We start from the raw sequence: 617 nt of genomic DNA on the forward strand, positions 1-617 counted from the left end.
CCGCCAGCGGGCCGGGCGGGGGGACCACCAGGGCCGCGCCCCAGGGGAGGCTCATGCAGAGTTCGAGCACCGAGGCGTCGAAGCTGGGTGAGGAGAACTGCAGCACCCGGCTGCGCGGGTCGACGGCGCACCGCTGGGCCAGCACCGTGGCGAAGGCGGCCAGGCCCTGGTGGGAGACCACCACGCCCTTGGGGCGTCCCGTCGAGCCGGACGTGTAGATCACATAGGCCGGATGTGCCACGGTCAGCTTCGCCGGCCGGTCCGCGTCCACCGGGTCCGTCACCGGTTCGGCGGTCAGGTCCAGCCGGTCCAGGACCACCCGGCCGGCGGCCGTCGCATCCGGTAGCCGGTCGGCTTCGTGGCCGGTCGTGAGGACCAGTGCGGGGTCCGCGTCGTCGAGCATGTAGGCGATGCGGTCGGCCGGGTAGTCCGGGTCCACCGGCACGTACGCGCCGCCCGCCTTCATCACCGCGAGCCGGGCCACGACGATGTCCACCGAGCGCGGCAGCAGCAGGGCGACGATCCGCTCCGGGCCCACGCCCCGCCCGATGAGGTGGTGGGCGAGCCGGTTGGCCCGCTCGTTCAGCTCCGCGTACGACAGCGCACCGTCGTCGGAC

General features: G+C 74.1%; 1 protein-coding gene. It reads right to left on the bottom strand.

Annotated elements, in window-relative coordinates; genetic code table 11:
* Positions 1-617 (bottom strand): AMP-binding protein (locus ACFP2V_RS38590; RefSeq protein ID WP_381221434.1); only part of this gene is annotated, 617 nt, incomplete at both ends.

This window comes from Streptomyces incanus (assembly GCF_042656345.1).
In the GTDB taxonomy this organism is placed as follows: Bacteria; Actinomycetota; Actinomycetes; order Streptomycetales; family Streptomycetaceae; genus Streptomyces; species Streptomyces incanus.